This is a genomic window from Limnothrix sp. CMB-01, assembly GCF_055193175.1.
Genome location: NZ_CM143720.1, coordinates 2372941 through 2391329, shown reverse-complemented (window position 1 = coordinate 2391329; position 18389 = coordinate 2372941). Strand labels below are relative to the sequence as shown.

Sequence of the window (18389 nt, the reverse complement as noted above, 5' to 3'; positions counted from 1 at the left end):
TGAGTGCGAATTGGGAACCAGATTACTCAGCGCCAGATTACTCAGCGCCAAATTACTCAGCACCAATAACCGCAGGCAACTTGCGCAGGGCCAACAGCCGCCACCGGGAAAATCAGCTACTGCAACTTTAAATCGCCCCCCCGGGCTGTGTCTACCTCGCGCACCCAAAGGCGTTCCTCATTGCTGAAGGCCTCGAAGGCCGCCACTTGAGCCGCCAACAGATCAGCCGTGGCATCGGCAATGTCACCGGTTCGCTGATTGAGTCGATCGCGCAGCACCTCGATCGGGGCTTGGCAATGGACAATTTCCAAATCCAATTCCCGTTCTTGGGTGGCGGCAATCACCGTTTGGCGCAAGGCTCGGCGATCGTATTTGGCATCGAGAATCACCGTTTCGCCCCGACTGGCCAGATCCAGCCCCAATTGCAGCAGGTGATCGTAGGTTTTGGCGGTCATTTCGGCACTGTAAAGGGATTGCGGCCCCTTTTGGTCGAGGGGCACAGCGCCCAAGTGTTTGCGCACCGCATCCGATCGAATCTGAATCCCGTTGGTTTGGCGAGCCAATTGCCGAGCCACGGTTGATTTGCCCGATCCCGACAGGCCACACATCAAAATTACCTGACCCGATCGGGGTTGGGCATAGCTGGCCGCTTGGCGATAGTAGGCGGTAGCTCGATCGTGGGCGGCGGCTCGATCGGCCTCCGGAATCGCCGGGTCATTCAGCAAAAAGGAGGTGACCTTGGCCCGCACGTAGGATTGGCGGCTCAGATACAGCGGCAGCAGGGCCAAACCAGCCCAATCGCCCGATCGCTCCGCATATTCATTGACAAAGGCATTGGCTAAATCAATGCGGCCCCGAGCTTCCAAGTCCATGGCCAAAAAAGCCACGTCGTAAATTGTGTCCACAAACCGGAAAGGTTCGTTGAACTCAATGCAGTCGAACAACAGCGGGCGATCGTTCAGCCAACAGATATTGCCCAAGTGCAAATCGCCATGGCCATTGCGAATGAACCCGCCGGTCACACGACTTTGGAATAGCTCCCCATTTTCCGCAAAAAAAGCTTCCGTCCAACTTTGGGTCAGGTCAAATTGTGCTTGGGTTTGGGGCCCGCCAATGTAACCCGTGGTTTGTTGAAAGTTCTCATCAAAGGAAACTTTAATTTGCGGGATTTCCCCAAAGGTATTGATGTAATCGCTGGTGGGAGCGGTGCGGTGAAATTCCGCCACCACCCGGGCCAACTCAATGATGTCCGCTTCGGTGATTTCGCCGCGATCGAACCGAGCGCTCATCAAATTTTCCTGAGGAAATTGATGCATTTTGACGGCATATTCCACCGCCCCATTGCTGGCTTCAGCTTCGCCCACTTCCGCCAATTGGTAGCGATCGCCCGTTTGAATAATGGGAACTACGCCCACATAGAGTTCCGCTGCACTACGTTGGTTGAGCGCAATTTCTTGAGCGCAAAATTCCTTACGCCGCTCCAGGGTGGAATAGTCCAAAAAGCCAAAGTTCACCGGCTTTTTGAGTTTATAAACCCAGTCTCCCGTAATAAACACAAAGGAAACGTGGGTTTGGATCAGGGCGATCGGCTCCTGCACCGGATGGGGATAGAACTCCGGCTGAAGCATCTGTTGCACCAAGGGCGGCAGCGTCGAATCCATGCACAAAACTCCTGAGGGGGACTGGCTCAATCTCGCTGCTTGCATTCAACAGGTTCAGTGCAGAGAATGCAATGCAACAAATTTTCAATACAAGCGCTCAACAAGCTCTTAACAAGCTTTCAACAAATCCTCAATCAGCCGAATTGAACGCCCAGGACTCCCAATTCAAGATGGGTTCCAAATACGTTCCAGATACGTTTCAGATACGTTCCAAATGCGCTCCAAATATGTTCAAAACACAAAGTAGGGCAATCGAAACTCAATTGCCCTACTCTCGCTTCATCAAGCATCCAGTTAGATTGCCAGGCGATTTAGCCCTTCGCGGCCAGGAAGCTGACGTGATAGACCATGGTTGACTTCCAGGGGTGCTTTTGCACTTCTTGCAGCACCACGGAACCCTTCCAGTTCAAATCAGCGATCGTGAGTTCAACCGGAGTTTCGCCCACCTTAACCGATCGCAGCATATAACCCAAATCCCGGGCGTTGATCGTCAGCAACACCGAGTTTGCGCCGTCGTGACCGTAGAGGTTCGCCGGAATCAAGCCTTCGCGACGCAGAGCACCGGGCTTGCTGCCTTCGGGACGGACTTGGGCTTCAAAAGTAAGGCTCATGGATGGTTCTCCTATTGTGGGATCGATCGCACTTAGTCAAGCAAGAATCGGCGGGCGATCGAGCTATCGTCGGCGTAGAAAGCCAAAGAATATTAACAGAAATTCAACCCCATTCCCCAGGCTTGAGCCGTTGAAAGGGAGCCTGAACAATCAGGGCATTTTCAGGCAAGGGCCCGTAGCCAGATGCCCCCCAGGGTTAACGGATTGCGACTAACCCTGATGGGGATGATTGTGGCCACTGGTTCTTAGGGCTAACTCTGGCCGTTTTCGTACAGCAAGGCGCGTTTGGGGCCGTGAATGGGGTCTTCGATGATGATCGTTTGGTCGCGGCTGGCTCCCAAGGAAACAATCGCGATCGGCACGTCCATCAACTCCGCCAAAAACTTCAGGTAGTCCAGCGCCTGCTTGGGCAAATCTTCCAGGTTGCGGCAACCGCTGGTGGAAGTTTGCCAACCGGGCAGGGTTTCGTAAATCGGCTGGCACTTGGCGAATTGGTGCGACCCGGCGGGGAAATTTTCGCAGCGTTGGCCGTCAATTTCGTAGGCCACGCAAACTTTGATTTCCGCCAGCTCATCCAACACGTCCAACTTGGTGATGGCCAAGCAATCCAGTCCGTTGATCCGGGCGGCATAGCGGCCAATGACCGCATCAAACCAACCGCAACGGCGCTTGCGGCCCGTGGTGGTGCCAAACTCGGCCCCCCGTTCGCCCAAATGTTCTCCGGTTTCGTCCAGGGCTTCCGTGGGGAAGGGGCCTTCGCCAACGCGGGTGGTGTAAGCCTTGGCCACGCCAATCACCCGATCGATGATTGTAGGGCCCACGCCTGCCCCAATGCAGGCTCCCCCAGCCACCGGATTGGAAGAGGTGACATAGGGATAAGTCCCGTGATCCAGGTCCAACAGGGTTCCCTGGGCCCCTTCAAACAGAACGTTCCGTTTTTGCTTCACCGCGTCGGCAATTTTGAGCGATGCGTCGATCACATGGGGCCGCAGTCGATCGCCATAGGCCAAATACTCTTCAATCACCGCTTCCGCGTCCAGCGGCGGCAGGTCGTAGAGCTTTTCGAGAATGACGTTCTTTTGGGCGATCGTCCAACGCAGCAAGTCTGGCAGCGCCTCGCGATCGATCAAATCCATGACCCGGATGCCGGTACGCTCGGATTTGTCGGCGTAGGTCGGGCCAATGCCGCGCCCCGTCGTCCCAATCTTGTAGTTACCGCGTTTTTCCTCCGCCGCGCGATCGATCAGCCGGTGATAGGGCATGGTCACGTGGGCCGTTTCCGCAATCAACAGGTTGTCCGTTGAAATGCCCAACGCTACGAGCTGATCGAGTTCTTCAATCAGCACTTGCGGATCAATGACCGTGCCCGAGCCAATGATGCACTCGGTTTCGGGATACAAAATGCCAGACGGAATGAGGTGCAGCTTGAACACTTGGTCTTGAACAACGACCGTGTGTCCGGCATTGACCCCCCCTTGGTAGCGAACTACCACGTCGGCCGACCGACTGAGGAGATCTGTAATTTTGCCTTTGCCCTCGTCGCCCCACTGGGCCCCAATTACAACGACGTTAGCCAACGGTTTAGCGGTGTTTGAGTTTACACAAACGACGATTATCAGGATCGAGGTGTAAAGGTGTCAACCGGGCGATCGAGGCGGTGACTGGGTGAAATCGCTCGGGGGGATATAGGCTCGGGCGATCGCGCCCGATTTAATTTTCTTAAGCAACAATAAAAATATCGAAATGATCGTCGGTGCTTGGGCCCGATCGGGACGATTTCCAGCCTCGATCGCGATCGCTCGCAAGACTCAGTACTCTCGGGGACGCTTCTATGGCATTACATGCAGAACTGCATCGGCATTTGGGTGGTTCGGTCGTGCCTCGGGTGCTGTGGCGCTATTTTGAACGGCATCGATCGGACTTAACGACCCAATTTCCAGACTATGGGGCATTTGAGAATTTCTACACCCGTCCTCGCAAAACCCTGGCGGAGTATTTGGAACTGCACTCATTGGTGGAAAGTGTGCAGACCCAGGAAATGTTGCCCTATTTCATCTATCGCCTGATTCGGGGGGCCTACATTTTCGAAAATTTGGCCTATTTGGAGTTGCGCTACACGCCCTATCTGCGCACCCCTGAGCATTTGCCAATGGGAGAGCGGATCGATCGAATGGCTGACATTGTGCAAACGGTGGGCCAGGCCAGCCAGGTGGTGGATTGCCCGATCGTCACCAGCCAAATTTTATGTATGCATGTCAAGTTGCCCTATGAGGTGAATCGGGCGATCGTGGAGTTAGCAGCTCAGTCGCGGGACTATGTTTGCGCGATCGACCTGGCGGGCGGTGACGATTTGTATGGCGATCGATTGCATGAGTGGATTGAGCTATACGAATTAGCGCGATCGCTGGGTCTCAAAACTACGGGCCATGTTTACGAAACTCCCATGGGGCAATGTCCCGACCTTTTACCGCTGTTGATGCGCATTGGCCATGGGATTCAAATTCCCTTGCAATATCCCGAGCTGCTGCCCGAGTTGGCTCGCCGGGGACAATGCTTGGAAGTATGTCCCACCACCTATCTCAAAACGGGAACCATGAGCGATTTACGGGAACTGAAAACCGTGTTCGATCGCTGCTTTGAGGCGGGGGTTGAGATTGCTATTTGCACCGACAATGCGGGTTTGCATAATGTGCGATTGCCCTTTGAATACGAAACCCTGCTGACCTTGGATGTGATTGATTTTGAGCAACTGGAAGCCTGCCAAGAAGCAGCATTTCGCCATGCGTTTGCTTGGCCCCACAGTGCTCGCCCGGCGGCCGTTTTGGGCAGTTTGTTCGATCGCAAAATTCCGCGCGATCGGGCGATCGGTGAACCACTGCCGGTTTAGACAAATTTTCTAGTTGTCGGATCGGGTGAAGTGCCCAGCCGGTGCAGACTGCAACATCGTTGAAACGGCGGGGGCATCGATCATAATCTCGATCATGATCATGTTTCAGATCTTTGAGATCCTCCTCATTCCGGGAGGATTTTTTGTATAACCGTGCAAGAAACAATCGAACAGCCCATTTTAATGCAATAACTTGTGTTGCTATAGAAGCTGATTTCAAGACAATCTTATTTTTGAGGTTGTCGTAGCTTTTTTTTTCGTTTTCGGCATACTTCGGATCAGCCCCAAAGTCTGTCATCACAAGGCATTGCCTCCAATTCATGGTCAATTGATTGTTATGCCAATGAAAAAAGAAACCCGAATTAGCCGACTTGTTAGCTCTCTTGATGATCAAACAGCCGCTAGAAAAGCTTACTTACAACTTGCAGGAAGTGGTCTTTTCCATCTGCTCACGGGTTTGTTTCTGAGAGCCGCTTTCACCAGTCCCGACTTTTCTATGTCGCTGCTAGGTGTGGCTTATTCTATGGCGATTCCCCTAGTATTGCCAGTCATTGGAATTGTGGCGGGATTACGAATTTTAGCAATTGGCGGACTGGCGGGTGGCGTAGTCATTGTTGTTGCTTTGGTGTTCACATCTGGCGCAGGGCTAGCGGTCATTCCCTGGGCCTTGCCCATTACAGTGCCGTTAATTGCATCTGCTCTACAGTTTTTTGCCATTGATAATTTGCGATTAATGGTTGGAAAACTCAGGGCGTTATTTTGGGGTGGAATCACTGGTTCCGCTAGCACAGGCTTGGGTATCGCTTTAGGAAATCTTTTCAATTTCACGCTGTCTGGTCGTTAGCTCTACAGGCTCACTCAATTTTCAATTTGGGGTTGGGGTGTGCTTGAGTGCGAATCGCTGGTTTCCGGATCAGGGGCGGCATCGGCCGCGGTCGATCGCGCCATGGCCGCCCCGATCGCATCCACCAACCGCCCCACGGGAATCAGTTCCATTCCCCGAATTCGTACATCGGAACCCTTGGGCACGATCGCCCGTTTAAATCCCAATTTCGCGGCTTCCTTGAGCCGTAATTCCAGTTGGGAAACGGGACGCACTTGGCCGCCCAAACCCACCTCGCCGATCAGCACCGTGCCCGGATCAACGATGCGATCGCGGAAACTGGCCACCAAGGCCACGGCCACACCCAAGTCCGCCGCCGGTTCCTCCACGCTCAGGCCGCCGGAGGTGGACACGTAGGCATCGAGCCGAGAAAGGGGCACGCCCACCCGTTTTTCGAGCACCGCCAAAATTTGCAGCAGCCGGTTATATTCCATGCCCGTGGTGACGCGGCGCGGCGAGGAATAGCTCGTGGGGCTGACGAGGGCTTGCAGTTCCGCCACGATCGGGCGGGTTCCTTCGCAGGCCACAATGGTCGCCGTGCCCGGCACGCGCTCATCTCGGTTACCCAAAAAGAGAGCGGAGGGGTTTGCGACTTCCAACAGCCCCCGATCGACCATTTCAAACACCCCCAATTCCTGAGTAGCGCCGAAACGATTTTTAACCGATCGCAACAGGCGAAAACTGGCAAATCGATCGCCCTCAAAATAGAGCACCGTATCCACCAAATGCTCCAGCACCTTGGGCCCGGCAATCGCCCCCTCCTTGGTCACATGGCCCACCAGCAACATGGCCACATCCTGCCGCTTGGCCAGGCGCATCAGGGCCGAAGTACATTCCCGCACCTGGGCCACGGATCCCGGCGCAGAAGCCAGCGCGGGCAGATAAATCGCCTGCACACTGTCAATGATGGCGATGGCCGGTCGCAAGCTTTCAATTTCCGCCAAAATTGGCTCTAAATCCGTTTCCGGCAGCAGGTACAGATCGGCGCGATCGTCCGGTGATTCCTCCGGGAGTTGGCCCGAGATCGGTTCCGCCGCCGGAGCCTGTACCCCCAATCGCTGGGCCCGCAGTTTCACCTGCTGTCCCGATTCTTCGGCACAAACGTAGAGTACCCGGCGCGATCGAGCCAGTTGGTTAGCCGTTTGCAACAGCAGGGTTGATTTACCAATGCCCGGATCGCCGCCAATCAGCACCAAGGAGCCGGGCACAATTCCCCCGCCCAAGACTCGATCGAGTTCTCGAAACCCCGAAGCCCAGCGAGATCGGGGGCGATCGCGAATTTCGGCCAAGGTGCGAGCCGCGATCGGGCTGGCCGGCTCTTGGGAGCGCGATCCCTTGCGCGATCGGGTCGTGGCGGCCACGGCGGCCCGGCCCGTGGTGCTGGGTTCCGCAGCCAACACCTCTTCCACCAAAGTGCCCCACTGGCCACAACTGGGACAGCGCCCGAACATTTGGGCCTCCACGCCTCCGCAGGCGCTGCAAACGTAGCGGGTTTTTACCTTCGCCATTCGATCGTCTCCCCTTTGATCCGGCCCTTCTTGATCCGGCCCTGGTTGATCCAGCCCTTGACCGCCGTTTTCCACCCCAATTGGTACTGGTTCAATTCAGTGCTCCCAGCCCTCGATTGCCGTTAATTAGCCTCTGCCCTAGGATGGCAACCCCTAGAATGGCAACCCCCGAAAGGAGAATCCACAAAAGCGCAACAAATTAAGAAATTTCTGCAATTGTTTCAATTTCGTTGCAACATTGCGACAAACACCCCGCTTGTTTTTAATAAAGGGTGCGTTCCCAATCAGTTACAATTCCCGACTCCAAAGAACTGGGGTCAAATGCGCTCCCATCGCACATCAGAGCGGGTAATTTGTCAATCCATTTTGACGAAATCAGCCCTCAACCTGCGCCGCGATCGACTGATAATCTCCAAAACGGAAGAGAAACGGCGGTTAGAATTGCCTCTTTAAATGTCCTCGGTACAATAAAGCGATAAAAGCCGAAAGATAGCGATTCAAAAACACGCAAAAGTTCACGCAGAAGTTAAAGCCATTGGAGGAGGCCTCTCCTTGGATAGTCACAAAGAAAAAATCCTGGTTGTTGACGACGAAGCCAGCATTCGCCGCATTCTAGAAACCCGCCTGTCCATGATTGGCTATGAGGTGGTCACGGCTGCCGATGGCGAAGAAGCCTTGGACGTGTTTCGGAAGGCGGGGCCGGATCTGGTGGTGTTGGATGTGATGATGCCGAAGCTGGATGGCTATGGCGTGTGCCAGGAACTCCGCAAGGAATCGGATATTCCGATCATTATGCTCACGGCGCTGGGCGACGTGGCCGATCGAATCACGGGTCTGGAATTGGGGGCCGATGATTATGTGGTGAAGCCCTTTTCGCCCAAGGAGTTGGAAGCTCGGATTCGCTCGGTGTTGCGGCGAGTGGACAAAAACCACGCCTCTGGAATTCCCAGCTCTGGCGTGATTCAGGTGGCCAACATCCGCATTGACACCAACAAGCGCCAGGTTTACAAGGGCGATGAACGAATTCGGCTGACGGGAATGGAGTTTAGCCTGTTGGAGCTGTTGGTGTCGCGATCGGGCGAACCGTTCTCGCGGGCAGAAATTTTGCAGGAAGTTTGGGGCTACACACCCGAGCGCCATGTGGACACCCGCGTGGTGGATGTGCATATTTCTCGACTGCGGGCCAAGCTGGAGGAAGACCCCAGCAATCCAGAACTAATCCTGACGGCGCGGGGCACGGGTTACCTGTTCCAACGCATTCTGGACGCAAACGAGGTTTAGGGGCCCGGCAGCCCTCGGCAGCTATGGCGCGATCGCAAACCAATCGTTGGCTGCAAAATTTGCCGATCGCGGTGGGCATGGCGATCGGGGTGGGGCTGTTTGTGAATCGGCTCTGGACTCCTCAAATCAGTGAGTGGCAGGCGAGATCGGACGTGGCCGGGACGATCGCCTGTGCTTTCTTAATTTTGACGGGGTTGCTCTGGCAGCGGGTGCAACCCAAGTTGCCGGATGCGGTGGAGCTAACGGGGCCGGAAGGGTTTGAGCTAGCGCCCGATCTTGATCGCCCGTTGCAGGTGGAACTGGCCTGGGCTTCCCACCTGTTGCTAACCAACACGGTGACTCGATCGGTGGTGGTTTACCGGGGTGATCGCACGGCTGGGCAAACGTTGCTTCGGCGCGGTGTTTTGGGCCCACAAGCGATCGTCAAACCGGGGCCGATTGTCCAGCGGGCGATCGATAAACAACAACCGATCTATCTCGTGGATTTGAAGGTTTATCCCGGCCGCATTGAGTTTGACTATTTACCCGAAAATACCCAGGGCGTGATTGTGCAGCCTTTGGGTGATCGGGGCGTGTTGATTTTGGGAGCCAACGCCCCCCGCAGTTACACCAACCAAGACGAGCGCTGGATTGCGGGCATTGCGGACAAGCTCGCCAACTCGATCGAAGCCGCAACTTTTTAAGTTTGTCGTGCCACTAAGCGGTCAGTGTTTTTGCAATTCTTGCCAAATAATCAGGCTGCACACTGGGCAGGTAGGTTGTCCTGACCCTTTAAAGCGCTGGTTTCCGTGAAGTGTGGTGATGACGCTGGCTCGCAATAATCTAGCAACGCTGTACGATCATGACTATGCTGCCCTATAGGGCGATTGGGCAGGAATTGACTGCGGCCACCTAATTGAGGAATCAACAGACATGGGGCGGCGCGAGCGAGTAAGCTTAGAGAGTAATCTCGTCGTGATTCTGCTGCATTTGTCGAAGTGGGAATTCCTTCCGTCCTTGTAATCGGGCAGTTGTGCTGTTAGCGGCACCAAGCATCGCACCCGTTTCCAGGCACTGATAGAAGATTCTCCTAGCCTCAGAAATTGGCTGAGTGAGGCGTTAGCTTGAGCTTATTCCAGGGCACGACAGCAAGCTAGCGACGAAACAAGATTATCAATCGATTCCTTTCCCGAAAGTTGTCCCTACGATATGGGCGAGATCGTCAATGACTAATGTTCTTTTAGTATGAGCAAAACTTTAGAGCCAAAATATAAAATTTTGTTCTAAGCTATCTGTAGCTAAACTTTGATCTACATCAGAGAGTCATTGCCTTGAAACAATCTGAGATATCTAAAATCATTCAAGAATCTATACGTCTAAAATCGGATAGAGACACTTGTTTAAAGGAGTTTGACAACTTTTTTCTAAGAACCCTTTTATGGCTAGAAAACAATTTTGGACAACAATCAATCGAATACGAGAAAGCCAAGAAATTCCAATCAGAATTGTGTTTTGAAGCGCCGAGAGTCAGTGATCTGACCAAATTCGGCTTATATCAAAAAACAATTGACGGTTTAATTGCAATCGTAGAATCTTCGTCACTTCGATTCCGGAAAATGGAAGAAAGTGACTTGGAGTACTTGAATCCTGAGCAGATAGTTCAAGAAATATGTTGCAAATTCAGCTATTTTGTTGATAAAATCAATTCGCCTTATAGGCAAGATAGGCAATGTTCTGTGAATATAAGAGATGAGTACGACGTTCAGCATATATTAAGGGCTATCTTAGTTATGTTTTTCCGTGATATTAGAGAAGAGTACTCGATACCGGAGCAATTGGGTGCATCTTCTAGAATTGATTTTTTTATACCTAGCTGTGGAATCGCAATTGAAGTTAAAAAGACGAGAAGAAATCTTACTGATTGTGAGCTAGGGCAACAAATTGCCATTGATGTTGCGCGATATCTTAAATGTCAGCAAGTAAAACGTCTAGTTTTTTTTATTTATGACCCCGATTCATTGATTAAAAATCCAGTGGGGTTACTTGAAGACGCAAATTCAATGGATGAAAGAGTCGTTGCTATTACTTCTCCTAAAAGAATCTAGGAATCATCATATGTCAATGCAAGTTTTTCTTAACATTCAGCGTCGAGCAGAGCGAGAGCCGGACAAGGTCAAAATACAAGAAAGCTTTGTTGAACTAGGGGCAATGAGTCTTTTTTTGGAATCTGAAAACCATCAAATCATTTATGGTAGAAGAGGTACTGGAAAAACCCATATCTTATACTTTTTTGAATCTAAAATAAAGGACAGATCAGAAGTTTCTGCCATGATTGATATGAGACTGCTCTCGTCTACCAATGACTATGAAAAGACTAAAATTGATCCCATTATCAGAGCGAAGCATATAATTCGGGATTTTATAGATCAACTGTATGAGTGCTTGTATGATGATTTGGTGGATGAGTTACGCCAAGAAGTTGTGAATTCAAAAATGGCTATTGACTCTAACAGAGGTAGTGTCTCTGGAATCGCTACGGAAATCAGAAAAATTGCCAAAAAACTTAATTCTAATAACAAGAAAATCTGGATACTAATTGATGAATGGAGTAGCTTGTCGCCTGACCTGCAACCTTATTTTGCTGATCTGATTAAGAAGATTTTTATTCCGATTCCCGGTATTGTTCTTAAAATTGCTGCTATGGAACATCGCTCTAGGTTTGCAATATCTAAAGATGATTCTCTTATTGGTATGGAAGTTGGAGCAGACATATCTGCTGATGTTAATCTTGACGATATCCTTCCCACAGAACCTAGAGATATGCTCTCAACTCAGTCCTTTTTTAAGGATCTACTATATAAGCATTATATGGTGAATCTAGATCCCACAGAAAGTGCCGAAAAATCCATTAAATCTGCCGATGAACTTATAAGTAAGTTTTTTTTAAGTCAAAAAGCTTTTGAAGAGTTTGTGAGGGCTTCAGAAGGCGTACCTAGAGATGCAATTAACATTATCTGCTTTGCTGCAACTCCGTACTTGCGATCTAAAAAATTTGATGCGAGATTCAGTAATGATGACATTACAAAAGCAGCAAGAAACTGGTATGAGAATGACAAGAAAAATCAGATTGAGCTTAATGATTCAGCCTTTGCAAAAAAGGCCGAATCACTTCTTGAATGGATAATTGAAGAAGTTATTAGGGGAAGAAAAGCTCGCTGCTTCTTGTTAAAGAAAGGAACTAGTGATAAGTACATAGATTTCTTGTTCGGAGCAAGAGTATTGCACATACTCAAGAAAAACATCTCTGGATGGGATGCAGGAGTTAGATACGACGTTTACAAAATTGACTATGGTTGTTATGTAGATCTCAAGAGAACTAAAAATGATCCGCAACATCTTTTGGGCGATGCATTGGCAGGATATATAGATGATCTTGAGCGACTAGATGTGCCTGAAACTGACTATCGAGCAATTAGACGAGCTGTTCTTGAATTAGATAGCTTCTATGAACAAAATAAGTCAAGAAGTCCACGACGGAAAGAGAAAGCCAAGCCGAAAAAACGATTACAGCAAAGTGATGTAAATATGCAAATTCCGTTGTTCGATATGGACACTTTTCATGAAAAATAGAAGTAGATAGTTGAGAGTATGAAATTCATATAAATATCATCTGTCTAACTGCTTAGCCGCTTATTTGCTTCTAGATCTTCTGTTGTCTCTATGCTCTATTGATCTTTTCAAAAAGAGCTTATATAGCGGCATGGTGATAGCGCTAGCTGAGAAACGATTATGACTATGATCTTTGGGTTAAAGAAATGAGCACCGAGTAAGTAACGATGGATTGCAACGCCTCATTGATCGGGAACTGGTTATGGCATACAGTGACTTTAGCTTGGCTCAGGCGATCGCCCAATTTTCCTTGAGCTTGTATGATCGCCCCCATCATTTTGCGCCCGTGCCGCCGATTCATCCGAGCGATCGCCTGCGGGAACTGCTGCAAGAAAATGTTCCTTTGGCCCTAGCCAGTAATACGGAAAAGGCTCGATCAGAATGGATTATTGCGCCTATCTTGGTGGAGCTGCGGCGACAACTGGCAGGGCAAATTAGCCTGTTTTCTGGGATTGATTTTGATATTGATCCGAGCTGTGGATTGAACGGCCGTTGCGATTTTTTAGTGGCACGATCGCCCGAACTATTGCTCCTGAAATCACCTGTGACGATACTGGTAGAAGCCAAGTGCGAAAACATCAATAGTAGTTTGGGGCAATGTGTGGCTGAAATGGTCGCAGCTTGGCGATTCAATCAGCAGGCCAATGATCCCATTTCCTCGGTTTATGGAGTGGTGACCACTGGAACCACTTGGAAGTTTTTAGGGCTACATGATCGCGACAGCAGACTAATTTTAGAAATTGATTTAGATGAGTATTACCTCAATCAGCTCGATCGAATTCTTGGAATTTTGACGTTCTGCGTGACTGGCAAAGCCCCCTAAATGGAAGCCCCTGAAAGGATATTTGGATATTTGAGAAGTGCTTTGGGGTACTGACACAAGCTCATAAAAAATTCATAACCGATTCATCAATGCAGTAGCACAGCAGTCTTTGGGGGCTGGCTCATCCCATTTCTCAACCAACATTGATCAAGAATTGGAGGATTTTTGAACTCAGCCACTGAAGCTTGCTGTGCTACTGGAGATTAGGAAATTAGAAATTGCCGCGATCGATCAGCAACTTTCAACAAGTAACTTTCAGCCAATTGCAATCGATCAGCGGATTTCAGGTGTTGGCCTTAGGAGGCGACACTGGCAGCGGTGCGGCGGCGGCGGCGACCCGAAGGCGCGGCGGGAGACTCAGGGGCGATCGAGTCGGTGGCAGCGGCAACGGCAGTGTTGCCCGTCGGGGCGGCCGGAGCCGGGCGATCGCGCCGCACAGAAATCGGAGCCGCGATCGGCTGTACCAACACCACCACTTGAGGCGTACCCACAAAGTCACGACGCAACAGCCGCTGGAACTCGCGCTCCAGTTCCACCTTCAGACCGCCCCAATCGATATCGTCATCGCTGCGGCGAGCCGGGTTGGTGACAAAACGCTCAAACCGGTTGCTGAGGAAGTTTTTCAAGGTCGCCCCGATCGCCCCAGTCAGCTTGGATGGGTCAATGCTGCTGACCACACCGCTCATATGCACCTGAGGATCGCAGGCCAACTGACCCGTGCTGTAGATGCTGGCAGCAACGGTCACCAGGCCTTCGTTGGCCAACTGTTGCCGTTCGCGCAGGGCCCGATCGCTCACCACGCCCGATCGAGACGCATCCACCAGTTCAATCCCCGAAGGAACCCGATCGCCAATCTTGATCGAATCCTGGGTCAGTTCCACCACGTCGCCATTTTCGATGATCACCATGTTGTCCGCCGGAATGCCCAAGCTCTGGGCAATTTCCGCGTGCTTCACCAACATCCGGTGCTCACCATGCACCGGCATGAAGAACTTGGGCCGCGTCAGGCTAATCATCAGCTTGTGATCTTCCTGGGAGCCGTGACCGGAAACGTGAATGCCCTTGTCGCGCCCATAGACCACATTCGCCCCCAGCATCATCAGCCGGTCGATCGTGTTTACCACCGCGATCGTGTTGCCAGGAATCGGATTCGCCGACAGCACCACCGTATCCCCATTACGGATTTTGATTTGGCGATGTTCGCCCTTGGAAATTCGCGTCAGGGCCGACAGCGGCTCGCCCTGGGAACCAGTAGTCAAAATCACCACCTTGTGATCGGGGTAATTTTGCAGCTCATGAATCGGCACGAACAGATCATCCGGGCATTTCACATAGCCCAAATTGCGTGCATGGGCGATCGTGTTCAGCATCGATCGACCCAACACCGACACCACCCGACCCTGCTTGTGGGCAATGTCCAAAATCATGTTCACCCGATGCACCGACGATGCAAAGGTGGTCACCAACAGGCGACCCGGTGCTTTCGCAAAGGCCCGTTCCAAGTTCGGATAAACCGATTTTTCCGAAGGGGTGAAGCCAGGAATTTCGGCGTTGGTTGAATCACTAATCAGGCACAAAACGCCCTTTTCACCGTATTCCGCCAACCGCTGAAGATCGAAATATTCACCATCAACGGGCGTGTGATCAAACTTGAAATCACCCGTATGAATCACCACACCCAACGGCGTGTGAATCGCCACCGAAAAGCTATCGGCCATCGAGTGGGTGTTGCGGATAAATTCCACCAGAAACTTGGTTCCCACCCGCACAAATTCACGCGGGCCCACGGTGCGAATTTCCGTGCGATCGCTCACGCCGGCCTCTTCCAACTTGTCCGACAGCAGCGCCATCGCCAGCCGCGGCCCATAGATCACCGGAATATCCACTTGCTTCAGGTGGAAGGCAATGCCGCCAATGTGGTCTTCGTGACCGTGGGTGACAATCATGCCCTTAATTTTTTCGCGATTGTCCCGCAGATAAGTCATATCCGGCAGCACAATTTGAATGCCGTGCATTCCATCGGTGGGGAACGCCAGCCCAGCATCCAGCATCATGATTTCATCTTCATACTCGAAGATGCAGGTGTTCTTACCAATTTCGTGCAAGCCACCCAGGGGAATAATTTTCAGCGTTCCGGGCTTGCCGTTACTGATGAATTGGGTTGAAGGTTGAGCGGCCGAAAAGTTAGTTCTGGGGGAAGCAGTCACGAGGTTTTGACTCATAGGGATAGAGGGGGAAAAGGTGCGATCGGTTGATTGAGCAAACGATTGATCCAAGGTCGCAGCATGATCTGCTTGCAACAATTTCTTGGGAGTGGCTTGGGAGTTGGAATTACGCTTGCGAATTACGCTAGGGGCAGAGCGCCGAACATCGTCACGGGAGCTATCTTTCACGTCTTTTGCTGCCACGTTTTTACTTCCAGGGGCGATCGGGGTTACGGAAACTTCGGGATTCACTCCACGGGCCAACTCGCTGGCCAGCTCGCCACCGTTAGCCACGGAAGATTCGGAATCTGCTTGCTGACGAATTCGCTTTCTGACTTGAGTCATTTGCCTCCAGAAATTTCACTCAAAAATTGCACTACTTAGCGTTGGAATCGGTCACCAGACTGTTAGCAACGAATTGGGGAGTACCGTCATGTCCTCTCGTCGGGAAAGGAGCAAACCTGATTCGTGATGGTTAGTGATGGGCGGTACTCAGCCTGTTAAACGATTGAGCTGGTTGTCTCAATCAACCCGTCGTCCCCAGCCGAATCACGCGATCGGCGGTGGGTTGCTGCTGCGGGAAACTTGGGTCGGGATTGGGGCCCGAAGCTGGCAGAACCTTCTTGAAGGTTTTTCAAAAATTCTTCAAGAAGACGCTTTCTGAAAAGCGGCGCAAAATCCTGCCGTACAAAATTCTGCGGGGCAAATCTGCTGGGCAAAATTCTGTGGAATGCTGTGCCGAATTTTCTAGGCTCAACACATTCACCAAACTCATGGATTGCATCAAGGAGTAACCATCTGGGAAAAAACTTGCTTCAAGATCAGTCGGTGGATCCGTTCGATCGATCCAATTCACCACCGCCAATCAATCTAAATTCAACACAATGGTTGCTCTCAAAATTAGGATTCCAAATGGGGATTCCAAATGAGGATGATTTAGAGCGTTCAAAAGATTGTTCAAAAAATCGAACCCCTCAACCGGCCTAAGAGCAATCAAATGCGAGGACTCCCATTTTTATTAAACAAGCCACTGTTGGATATTCCGGATTCATGATTAGCTTGCAGCTCCCTGCTCGCGATGAGCCGTTGAAAATTTTGCGGATTTCACAGGTTGTCGAAAAAGCGATGATTGAGTCATGCTGAGCGATCGGGCGTTTTTTAACATGGTTAACGGCAATGGGCTTGTTTAATGGGTTAATTGGGTTTTTCAATTGGTTTTGAGCGAGATTTTAGTGGAGCCGCTTAGGGGATTTTTTTAATGGGACTGTTTCATGAACCGGCTGAACTGACTTGCTTAAGCAAACGGCTGATTCAAAATTTTTAGTCAGAACTTTTAGTTAATCCGGAATCTAGTTCTTTAATTGTAAGCTGCCTTCAAGTGTTGCAGGGCTGGGCAGTGCCAATTTGCTCTCAGTCTAATCCAAGTTCTGGAATTTGGATGACTTAATTTGGATGATTTAATCCTATGCCACTCGATCGGGATGATGGTGAGTGAATGACTGGAGCGATCGGGCAGTTTATTTTGTCCAAGAGTCCGTGACTCAACTATCAGCAATCTGAAACTAACTCAAAAATTCATCCAAAATTCATCAAAGCAACCAATTTGCAATTTTTCGGATTGGTGTTGCTGATTTTGAGCCAAGTTGAAAGTCGTTGATCAACACTCTACTCAGTACTTTCTACCTGGTATTTTGCTCAATCTTTGACCCAATAGCTTGTGCCGTCATCGCCCTAGGGTTGTCCTTCGCCTGTTGGCTTGGGGCGATCGGGAAAGGGTCGATCGCGCATTGGGTTCATCGCCCGCTAATTGTCCATCAGTGACCCAATAATCACCGATCGATCGCCCGTTGGTTGTCAGCGACTGTTGCTAGTTCACTGTGGCAGCAGGTCTAACTCCGCCATTGCCTGTTTCAAGGCTTGGCGAACGGGATCCGGGCAAGGGATCAACGGCAGTCGCGGTTCCCCCACTTCCCAGCCTAACAGTTCTAGCGCTGCTTTGACGGGAATTGGATTCGTGGTCAAGAACAAGGCTTTAAACAAGGGTAACAAAGCCAAATGTTCTGTCAATGCGTCGTTGACCTGACCCGCTTCAAAGGCGCGAATCATGCTTTGAATTCGATCGCCCACGAGATGGCTGGCCACGCTGACCACCCCCGAGGCCCCCACCGCCAACATCGGCAAGGTCAGGGAATCGTCTCCAGAATAGATCTTGAAGGTGGGCGGAGTCAGACGGCGGACGGCGCTCACTTGGTCAAGGTTACCGCTGGCTTCTTTGATCGCCACAATATTTGGCAATTCCGCCAGTTGGGCCACCGTTTCCGGCAGCAGGTTTTGGCCCGTGCGTCCCGGAATGTTGTACAGCATGAGGGGGAACTCGGGCACGGCGGCGGCGATCGCCCGGAAATGGGCGGCGAGTCCCTCTTGGGGCGGTTTGTTGTAGTAGGGAACCACTTGCAACGAACCATCCAGACCGAGCTTAGCGGCCTTTTCGGTGGCGGCGATCGCCTCGCGGGTTGAGTTGGATCCCGTGCCGGCCACCACCTTGGCACGGCCCGCCGCTTGCTTAACGACGCGAAACAGTTCGTATTCTTCGTCCCAGGTTAAGGTTGGCGATTCACCGGTCGTGCCGCACACCACCAGCGTGTCGGTTCCGTGCGCCACGAGATTGCGCGTCAGTTGCTCGACGATCGTGTAGTTAACGCTGCCATCTTGGGCAAACGGCACGATCATCGCGGTCATGACTCGTCCGAAGTCAATCACCCAGTATTGTCCTTAAGTTAGAGCGACGTTACGTTTAGTTGATGCCATCTTAGCCGATTTGGGCGATCGCGCACGGCCCAATGGGCGATCGGGCGCTTGCGGGGTTGCCAGCGAGTTTTCTGA

General features: G+C 51.4%; 14 protein-coding genes and 1 pseudogene. 8 read left to right on the top strand and 7 right to left on the bottom strand.

What is annotated here, in order from left to right; genetic code table 11:
- Positions 1 to 116: 116 nt before the first annotated feature.
- From ACZA91_RS10055 to ACZA91_RS10040, 4 genes are all read right to left on the bottom strand, one after another.
- Entirely contained in the window at positions 117 to 1661 is a 1545-nt protein-coding gene (locus ACZA91_RS10055) for a bifunctional aminoglycoside phosphotransferase/ATP-binding protein (protein ID WP_190533180.1), read from the bottom strand.
- A 311-nt stretch (positions 1662 to 1972) separates the two neighbouring features.
- The gene (rplY, locus tag ACZA91_RS10050) at positions 1973 to 2272 is read right to left on the bottom strand and encodes a 50S ribosomal protein L25 (RefSeq protein WP_099531898.1); all 300 of its coding nucleotides are present in this window, start codon (positions 2270 to 2272) and stop codon (positions 1973 to 1975) included.
- 251 nt (positions 2273 to 2523) lie between these two features.
- Entirely contained in the window at positions 2524 to 3849 is a 1326-nt protein-coding gene (locus tag ACZA91_RS10045) for an adenylosuccinate synthase (protein WP_190355548.1), read from the bottom strand.
- A 60-nt stretch (positions 3850 to 3909) separates the two neighbouring features.
- A complete protein-coding gene (locus tag ACZA91_RS10040; protein ID WP_158234326.1) occupies positions 3910 to 4077 on the bottom strand; it encodes a hypothetical protein in 168 nt (55 codons plus the stop codon).
- Between the two features lie 26 nt (positions 4078 to 4103).
- Between ACZA91_RS10040 and ACZA91_RS10035 the strand changes: the two genes are divergently transcribed.
- Together ACZA91_RS10035 and ACZA91_RS10030 are read left to right on the top strand one after the other, a co-directional pair.
- Positions 4104 to 5159 (top strand): adenosine deaminase, encoded by a 1056-nt coding sequence (locus ACZA91_RS10035; protein WP_463182212.1) that lies wholly within the window; start codon positions 4104 to 4106, stop codon positions 5157 to 5159.
- 343 nt (positions 5160 to 5502) lie between these two features.
- A complete protein-coding gene (locus ACZA91_RS10030; RefSeq protein ID WP_190355551.1) occupies positions 5503 to 6003 on the top strand; it encodes a hypothetical protein in 501 nt (166 codons plus the stop codon).
- Between the two features lie 14 nt (positions 6004 to 6017).
- On the opposite strand, the gene radA is transcribed toward ACZA91_RS10030, so the two are convergent.
- Positions 6018 to 7550 (bottom strand): DNA repair protein RadA, encoded by a 1533-nt coding sequence (gene radA, locus ACZA91_RS10025; protein WP_463182210.1) that lies wholly within the window; start codon positions 7548 to 7550, stop codon positions 6018 to 6020.
- Between the two features lie 552 nt (positions 7551 to 8102).
- Between radA and rpaB the strand changes: the two genes are divergently transcribed.
- The 6 genes and pseudogenes from rpaB to ACZA91_RS09995 all read left to right on the top strand — a co-directional run bounded on the left by rpaB (position 8103) and on the right by ACZA91_RS09995 (position 13302).
- Positions 8103 to 8831 carry a response regulator transcription factor RpaB gene (gene rpaB, locus ACZA91_RS10020; protein WP_099531901.1) on the top strand — a complete coding sequence of 243 codons (729 nt, stop codon included), beginning with the start codon at positions 8103 to 8105 and terminating at the stop codon, positions 8829 to 8831.
- A gap of 23 nt (positions 8832 to 8854) precedes the next feature.
- On the top strand, positions 8855 to 9514 hold the full coding sequence (locus tag ACZA91_RS10015) for a cofactor assembly of complex C subunit B (protein WP_463182208.1): 660 nt from the start codon (positions 8855 to 8857) through the stop codon (positions 9512 to 9514).
- Between the two features lie 193 nt (positions 9515 to 9707).
- Positions 9708 to 10043: pseudogene (locus ACZA91_RS10010) on the top strand (DUF29 domain-containing protein).
- A gap of 98 nt (positions 10044 to 10141) precedes the next feature.
- Positions 10142 to 10915: a PD-(D/E)XK nuclease domain-containing protein gene (locus ACZA91_RS10005; protein ID WP_463182207.1), complete on the top strand. Its 774-nt coding sequence runs from the start codon at positions 10142 to 10144 to the stop codon at positions 10913 to 10915.
- Between the two features lie 10 nt (positions 10916 to 10925).
- Positions 10926 to 12440 (top strand): hypothetical protein, encoded by a 1515-nt coding sequence (locus tag ACZA91_RS10000; protein ID WP_463182206.1) that lies wholly within the window; start codon positions 10926 to 10928, stop codon positions 12438 to 12440.
- A 241-nt stretch (positions 12441 to 12681) separates the two neighbouring features.
- On the top strand, positions 12682 to 13302 hold the full coding sequence (locus ACZA91_RS09995; protein WP_463182204.1) for a hypothetical protein: 621 nt from the start codon (positions 12682 to 12684) through the stop codon (positions 13300 to 13302).
- Between the two features lie 296 nt (positions 13303 to 13598).
- On the opposite strand, the gene ACZA91_RS09990 is transcribed toward ACZA91_RS09995, so the two are convergent.
- Together ACZA91_RS09990 and dapA are read right to left on the bottom strand one after the other, a co-directional pair.
- Entirely contained in the window at positions 13599 to 15851 is a 2253-nt protein-coding gene (locus ACZA91_RS09990; RefSeq protein ID WP_463182203.1) for a ribonuclease J, read from the bottom strand.
- A 1527-nt stretch (positions 15852 to 17378) separates the two neighbouring features.
- On the bottom strand, positions 17379 to 18266 hold the full coding sequence (gene dapA / locus ACZA91_RS09985; protein ID WP_463182201.1) for a 4-hydroxy-tetrahydrodipicolinate synthase: 888 nt from the start codon (positions 18264 to 18266) through the stop codon (positions 17379 to 17381).
- Positions 18267 to 18389 lie beyond the last annotated feature (123 nt).

Bases quoted from the DNA above. Each gene is read 5' to 3' on its own strand.
- rplY (WP_099531898.1), bottom strand. From the start codon at position 2,272: ATGAGCCTTACTTTTGAAGCCCAAGTCCGTCCCGAAGGCAGCAAGCCC.
- ACZA91_RS10035 (WP_463182212.1), top strand. From the start codon at position 4,104: ATGGCATTACATGCAGAACTGCATCGGCATTTGGGTGGTTCGGTCGTG.
- ACZA91_RS09995 (WP_463182204.1), top strand. From the start codon at position 12,682: ATGGCATACAGTGACTTTAGCTTGGCTCAGGCGATCGCCCAATTTTCC.
- ACZA91_RS09990 (WP_463182203.1), bottom strand. From the start codon at position 15,851: ATGACTCAAGTCAGAAAGCGAATTCGTCAGCAAGCAGATTCCGAATCT.
- ACZA91_RS10015 (WP_463182208.1), top strand. From the start codon at position 8,855: ATGGCGCGATCGCAAACCAATCGTTGGCTGCAAAATTTGCCGATCGCG.
- ACZA91_RS10030 (WP_190355551.1), top strand. From the start codon at position 5,503: ATGAAAAAAGAAACCCGAATTAGCCGACTTGTTAGCTCTCTTGATGAT.
- ACZA91_RS10055 (WP_190533180.1), bottom strand. From the start codon at position 1,661: ATGGATTCGACGCTGCCGCCCTTGGTGCAACAGATGCTTCAGCCGGAG.
- ACZA91_RS10000 (WP_463182206.1), top strand. From the start codon at position 10,926: ATGTCAATGCAAGTTTTTCTTAACATTCAGCGTCGAGCAGAGCGAGAG.
- radA (WP_463182210.1), bottom strand. From the start codon at position 7,550: ATGGCGAAGGTAAAAACCCGCTACGTTTGCAGCGCCTGCGGAGGCGTG.